The 6,206-nt window shown below is 61.6% G+C and carries 5 protein-coding genes and 1 pseudogene; 5 read left to right on the plus strand and 1 reads right to left on the minus strand.

The window, feature by feature from the left end; translation table 11 throughout:
• Nucleotides 1-687 precede the first annotated feature (687 nt).
• From BG61_RS42570 to BG61_RS37375, 5 genes and pseudogenes are all read left to right on the plus strand, one after another.
• The gene (locus tag BG61_RS42570) at nucleotides 688-972 is read left to right on the plus strand and encodes a hypothetical protein (RefSeq protein WP_152565288.1); all 285 of its coding nucleotides are present in this window, start codon (nucleotides 688-690) and stop codon (nucleotides 970-972) included.
• 201 nt (nucleotides 973-1,173) lie between these two features.
• Nucleotides 1,174-1,704, plus strand: a complete 531-nt coding sequence (locus BG61_RS37360; RefSeq protein ID WP_035943201.1) for an energy transducer TonB family protein — start codon at nucleotides 1,174-1,176, stop codon at nucleotides 1,702-1,704.
• A 568-nt stretch (nucleotides 1,705-2,272) separates the two neighbouring features.
• Nucleotides 2,273-2,512: pseudogene (locus BG61_RS45245) on the plus strand (hypothetical protein); the annotation flags it as partial.
• A 348-nt stretch (nucleotides 2,513-2,860) separates the two neighbouring features.
• Nucleotides 2,861-3,340: a PRC-barrel domain-containing protein gene (locus BG61_RS37370; protein WP_035943206.1), complete on the plus strand. Its 480-nt coding sequence runs from the start codon at nucleotides 2,861-2,863 to the stop codon at nucleotides 3,338-3,340.
• A 323-nt stretch (nucleotides 3,341-3,663) separates the two neighbouring features.
• Nucleotides 3,664-4,728 carry a glycosyltransferase family 4 protein gene (locus BG61_RS37375; protein ID WP_035943205.1) on the plus strand — a complete coding sequence of 355 codons (1,065 nt, stop codon included), beginning with the start codon at nucleotides 3,664-3,666 and terminating at the stop codon, nucleotides 4,726-4,728.
• A gap of 995 nt (nucleotides 4,729-5,723) precedes the next feature.
• On the opposite strand, the gene BG61_RS43115 is transcribed toward BG61_RS37375, so the two are convergent.
• Entirely contained in the window at nucleotides 5,724-5,882 is a 159-nt protein-coding gene (locus BG61_RS43115) for a hypothetical protein (protein ID WP_161783734.1), read from the minus strand.
• Between the last annotated feature and the right edge of the window lie 324 nt (nucleotides 5,883-6,206).

Here is a 6,206-nt window from a genome sequence, read left to right on the forward strand (position 1 = left end):
TCCACACCGAACTCGGCGTCGATCAGCGTTACTTACTCGCTCGGGTAGACGCCTATGTCTACAACCGACTGCCAACGGCGCCGGGTTCGCGGCCGCGCGGAGCGACGTTTTAAAAAAGACGCCCCGTTCGCCGGCATCGGCGTGTCTACGCGCGCTCCGCTCAAGGCGTGTTCTCCATGGGCATGCGGCGTCTCATTTAAGTCAGAGTGACAACCCCGACGGCGAAACTCGCGAATCCACTGTTCCGCTTCCGGCGGATGCTGCCCGTTTTCGACGTGCGTTAGCGCCTGTTACATTGCTCCTCGGTTATGGATAATTTCCCGTGTCGCGCTCGGCCACATGCGTGGCGATGTCAGGAAGCCCTTGACCCGCTCACCTATTCCTGAGCGGGACTTTTTTGCTGGTGTCGTCCCAACCGTACAAACCCCGCGACCCAGACGGGCGCCGGCTGATCCTCGATATTCAACGTCCCGGCTGCAGACCATCCAGATGACAGGGGCGTATCCGGGGCGCTTAACGCCGGAGAGAAAGTGTCGGAGGCCGCGGTACGTTCAATCACTCGCCGTCGATGTTAGGAGACATCTTGCCAAGTTCGTCTGGCAGGTCTAAGTTGTATTAAGCGAACAGCGAATTTCGGTTTATGGCGCTGGCCAGACTGATGGCGGGCTTTGACGCAGGCAACGGTAGTTGATTAGCGCATCGGCCTTTCCAGACCATCTTGTCCAGCACCGCGTCACGCGCAAGGGCTGGGCGCTGCACTGGCCGTTCGCACCGAGTGCTTTCGTAAATCACGCCGTCGGCTCGCACGAGCAATTGTTCCGCCTTGCCCTTTTCGCAAAAACGGCTGTTAATTGCATGCCGCCGATGTATAACAGAATTGCAGGCATTCAAATTCGTGCGCAACCCGCCGGCGATGCGACCTGTTTTCCAAGCACTGACAGCGAATTCGAGCGGAGCCGCGGCGTGCGCTAGTTACAGTATGTCGATGGAAACGCGCCCTTCGACCGCTTTGCGAGCGAGATGGCACAGAAGCACTCGCTTACTGAATTCGTCGGCTCCGTCAATGCCTCCTTCTCACGGAAGGGCACCACGGCCCCGGAGAAATGCGGACTCAGGTCACCACATGGACCGAGATATTCCGTCCGTTACCCACGAACCAAAGGCGCATTTCGGATGGTCCTCTACTCCTCGCCCCCCCAGCGCCGGCGATCCGCGGCGGGCACATCGATCATCATGGCCAGCGTCCTTGCGTTGATGGTCGTTGGTGTCTCGGGCTGCACGTTCACGCCACCACCCCAACCGCTGGTCGGCGAACCAGCGGCCGCGCCGCCGCCGCCACCACCGGACACCACAGCGCTCGGGCGATACCGTAAGCGCGTGGCCGAACGCATCCTCGAGCGCAATCCGTCATCCGTGCTGCACGGCACGCCACAGGCCATGCTGCGCTCCGTGGTAGTGGTCGCGTTTACCGTGAATAGCGACGGAAAGATCCTGTCGTCCGCGGTCTATCGTTCGAACGGTGACGCCGGCGCCGAACGAATTGCCCTTGCAACGCTGCGTCGCGCGTCACCCTTGCCATCGCCTCCGCCGGCCCTTCTCGACGCGCGTGGCCACCTGGAGCTGATGGAAGACTGGCTCTTCAACAACAACGGGAAATTCCAGCTGCACGAGTTCGCCTCGCCGCAGGCGACCACGATTAAATAACGTGCCGGCAGCTGTGCGCTTTGTAGCCGCCGCGCTCATGTCCATAAGAAAACTCGCGGCGTCGAGCGCGAACAGGTCGCGCTCTCGGGCGCAATCGCCGTCACCGCTGTTCATGTACCTGAGGTACGCACCTATCGCGCTCCGAACCAATGCCGCCTCGAGGCCTGGATGAAGTCGCACGCTCAATTCTGGGCTCGCGGCCTCGGTTATACGCCTTCGCAGCGCTTGCCGCCTCGACCATGACCGGCTCGATTGTGAAAGACAGGCGGTAGCGAGCGCGCGGGACGTATAACAATGCGAGCGCCGTTGCCTTGTCTTGCCTTCGCGCAGTCGCGGGACGATATAACATAAACGCGTGACATAAAGAGCGGCGGATCCGCGCCTTCTGCGGAGCGCGATGCAACACACCTATCTCCCGGCGACAGGATTCTCGTCACGCGACTTTATTGCCTCGACAACAGCCTCGCCGACGTCGTTAAGACGCTCAAGGCGCTCGCGAACCGGGACGTAAAAGTGGTCTGCCTGGAATGGGCACGGGAACCAGACGGCAGGCGGCCGGGATCGGTGCGCGGGTGGTGATGCGTCCAAGCCGTACCTGTCCCGGGTTTGCCGATGCCTCGGCGTCATGCCGCCTGTCTTTGCAGCATCCCACGCTTCCGCGCCGATTGCGATCGGCAAGACAGCGCTCGCGGGAATCCGACAGTTCCGAGCCATCTCGTGCGCTTCGCGTTTGTTCAGAGGCACACGGTCGCACAGCATCTCGGTCAATTCGGCCATCCTACGCCCTGCGTGTTTGGTCGGCACTTAGTAACGCATGCTGCGCATAGCCCACCTATGCCGCGCTTTTCCGAACATGTCGATTCGATGGCGCCTCCTGGTGGTTTGAGCCAGAATTTGATGGGACCTGACTCTCATCGCGTGACTGGGCGGCCGGGTTTCGCATCCGAGGCGGCACTATGCTGCGGAAAATTTAGGCACGTTTGTTGCACGCCCTGTGTCGAGTGCGGCCACAAGAGGTGAATATCGTCCGTGTTCGTCGGAATCGTCCAAGCCACGGAGTGCAGCCCGCGCGAGCCGTCGCCAGGCGAATTTCGTGCAGAAGGAGTGGGTTTGCTTGACAGCCACCACGACGTGCGGGCCCCTTCAGGAGGAAATCATGTCACCAGTTGACGTTACAACGCCCAGCTCGGGAACTGGAGGCGGGGCAAAAATAGTTGGTAGCGGCGTCGGCGAAGGCCCGGGCCCGGAGGTGATGGCGGCTTCGACGCTAGATGACACCAAGGTCATTACATCGGACGGTGAGGACGTCGGCAAGATCTCCGACATTATGCTTGACGTGGAGGGCGGCCGCATTGCCTACGCGGTGCTGTCAACCGGCGGCTTTCTCGGCATGGGCAACACGCTTCATGCGATTCCTTGGAGTGCATTAACCCTAGACACCGACGAAAAATGTTTCCGCGTCGACATTACGGCTGAGCGCATCAAGAACGATCCTGGTTTCGATAAGAACTATTGGCCCTCAATGGCCGATGCCGCATGGGGTACTTCGCTGCACAAATATTACAATCGCACGCCCTATTGGCGGGCCACCCGCGACGTGGTTGAGGACAGGCCCAGCGACTTCAAGGACATTTAAGCAACCTCGGATGGTTTAGGAGGCAGCCAAGGCGGAGCCGCGCGGGCTCCGCCCGACGTGATGGCACCTGTCAAACCTCGGGTGAACAAGGCGGGTCATGTCCTGGCGATCTCACCGAATGAGACACGCGGCGCTGAGACGCTGTGTAAGGGAGCCTTGCGGGGAAGTACTCGCAGATCGCGACGGGCGCGGTGCCGCTGTCATCGCCACGCTCCAGCGCGCCGTGGGGAGATTCGACACCAACCCGCTTGCGCCGCGTCGAATATCCGATGCGGGCCGAGCACCCGCCTGGGTTTGACGTCTGCGCTTTCGAGGGAGGGCCCATGCGAATCGCACAAATTGCACCGCTGCACGAAGCGGTCCCGCCGAAGTTCTATGGCGGCACCGAGCGCGTGGTGGCCTATCTGACTGACGCACTGGTCGACCTCGGTCACGACGTGACCCTGTTCGCAAGTGGCGATTCACGCACCAAGGCGACACTCGAAGCAGCGTGGCCGCGTGCATTGCGCCTCGACCCGTCGACCCGCGACGTCATCGCCCCGCACATGCTGCTGCTGGAAAGCGTGCGTCAGCGTGCGCATGAATTCGACGTGCTGCACTTCCACCTCGATTACCTGCCGTTCTCCCTATTCTCGGCACTCGACGTACCGTTCGTGAGCACGCTGCACGGCCGGCTCGACCTGCCGGAGTTGCAGCCGATCTTCAACACGTTCTCGAAGGCGCCGGTGATCTCGATCTCAGATTCGCAGCGACTGTCCTTGCCGCAGGCGAACTGGCTGAAGACAATTTATCACGGCCTGCCGGAAAACCTGCTCACGCCACAAACCGATAAGAAGCCGCAGTATCTCGCTTTCCTCGGACGTATCTGTCCGGAGAAGCGCCCCGATCTCGCCGTCCAGATCGCCGCCCAAAGCGGTCTTCCATTGAAGATCGCCGCGAAGGTGGACGAAGCCGACCCGCAATACTTCAAGAGCACATTCGCGCCACTGCTGTCGCAGCCGCATGTGGAATTTGTCGGCGAAATCAACGAGCAGCAAAAGCCGGAATTTCTCTCGGGGGCGAAGGCGTTGCTGTTCCCGATCGACTGGGCCGAGCCATTCGGCCTAGTGATGATCGAGGCGATGGCGTGCGGCACGCCGGTGATTGCGTTCAATCGCGGTTCGGTGCCGGAAGTGATCGACGACGGCGTGACCGGCTTCATCTGCGAAAACGTTCAGGGCGCGGTGGGCGTACTGCAACGCCTTGACGACCTGTCGCGCCCCGAAATCCGCGCTCAATTCGAACGCCGCTTCAACGCCAGGACGATGGCGCTCAATTACATCGATAGCTACGTGTCACTGCTTCAGGCGGCAAAGCACTCGACGTTGCAACGTGCCGACGCACGCTGATCGATGCTTCCGCCCAGGAGGGGGTCGGGCACAACCTGAGCATTGCAGGGCGAAGCAGAGGGGCGATCCGGCCTGATCGTCGTATAGTCGCCCGGCGCCTACTTCCCGCTGCCATGCTGAACATCCGGAAACGAGCGGTTCATGATGTTGCCCTGTCGCTTCAGCTTTATCAGTGCTACAGCGGTCGCAACTGTGGCAAAAATTGCACTAGGTGGAAGGGTTTTCGCACGCGGTACGTAGACAAAAAACGCCCGCCGGAACAGGCGGGCGCCAAGGGCATGATCTACAACGAACATTGCGGCGCCCAGACCCCGACCGGGCGAACGCACCTACACAGAAGCAAATAAAAGGCCTGCCCGTCACACGCCAATTGGCCGGGCCGCATGCGATGCATTTGGAAATGCACCTAGTTAGCACGGGCTCGCGGCTACAACGCGGTGCTGCTGCGCGACGGTAAGAGCGCGACATTTACGTCGGTGGAGCATCGCGCGCGACGGTGTCCTTCGGCCGGTTCGCGCCGCGCATATTTGACTGGCTGATGGGCAAGGTCGGCATCGGGGCGCAGCTGACGGACCGCCCACCGCGGGGCGGCGACGCACTTTAAAAGGGCGCCGGCGAAGTTCGAGAGCGCTCTGGCCAGAACGGCCCGGTGCTCGATTCGAGTCTATACACGGCTGCGGTGATGCATCGCAAGACCGCGATTGTCCTGCTCGCGGGGGCGGCGGCGCTGCTGTTCGCCTCGCTGACGAAAGCCAAATAGGCCGTCATCGCGTGCGATTCTCTGCGCAGGCATATGGAGCTGCCGCCCCAGAGTAAGATCGAAGGCGGATCGTCTTCCACGATAAAGCCATGCAGCGTGCCGCGTCGCCGACAGGGCCCTTACAATTGTTTTGGCGTTTCCCGGTAAAGGTGGCCACAGCGTAGCCGCGGCCGTTGCGCGCGTCTACGTCGGTGTGCAATGTGCGTTGCGCGGCAACTCCTGCCGCACGTTCCGCTCAGAGATCCGCGTCCCCGGCCTTTTCTTCGCGGCCGCTGGGGTCTTCTTCGCGGGGTCCCTGCACGGGGTCGGTGGGCTGCCGCGGACGGTTGTCAGACGTGGCCCCTTGCTCGTCGGTAGCGTCAGCGCCGGGCTCGTTTTGCGGGATCGTTGACATGTGTGCCTCCTGTTTCTTCGATGAGTGTGTGCCTCGCGGCGCAACGCGTGCGAGGCACACTAGTTAAATTTACCGGGCTCGACGATCTTCTCGCGGGGCCGAGGGCCGGCTTTTTCACGGCGCGGCCCCGAGTAACGAGCAAAACACACGCCAGTTCCTGCGCTGCACGGGGCTCCGGCCGTCAACCCGTGAAACCCGTGACGATTGGCTGTCGTTGACTGACGCATGCCGGTGCGACGATCCTGACGGGAATCGACTTTGCGCCCGGCACCTTGCTCTCTTTTGCGTGATGCCCCGGCGGCAGCAACGGATTGCACTCGGGAT

The organism is Caballeronia glathei (genome assembly GCF_000698595.1).
Classification (GTDB): Bacteria; Pseudomonadota; Gammaproteobacteria; order Burkholderiales; family Burkholderiaceae; genus Caballeronia; species Caballeronia glathei.

What these genes read in the sequence shown, in the direction of transcription:
- BG61_RS37375 (WP_035943205.1), top strand. Translation starts at nt 3,664, where the DNA reads ATGCGAATCGCACAAATTGCACCGCTGCACGAAGCGGTCCCGCCGAAG.
- BG61_RS37370 (WP_035943206.1), top strand. Translation starts at nt 2,861, where the DNA reads ATGTCACCAGTTGACGTTACAACGCCCAGCTCGGGAACTGGAGGCGGG.
- BG61_RS43115 (WP_161783734.1), bottom strand. Translation starts at nt 5,882, where the DNA reads ATGTCAACGATCCCGCAAAACGAGCCCGGCGCTGACGCTACCGACGAG.
- BG61_RS37360 (WP_035943201.1), top strand. Translation starts at nt 1,174, where the DNA reads ATGGTCCTCTACTCCTCGCCCCCCCAGCGCCGGCGATCCGCGGCGGGC.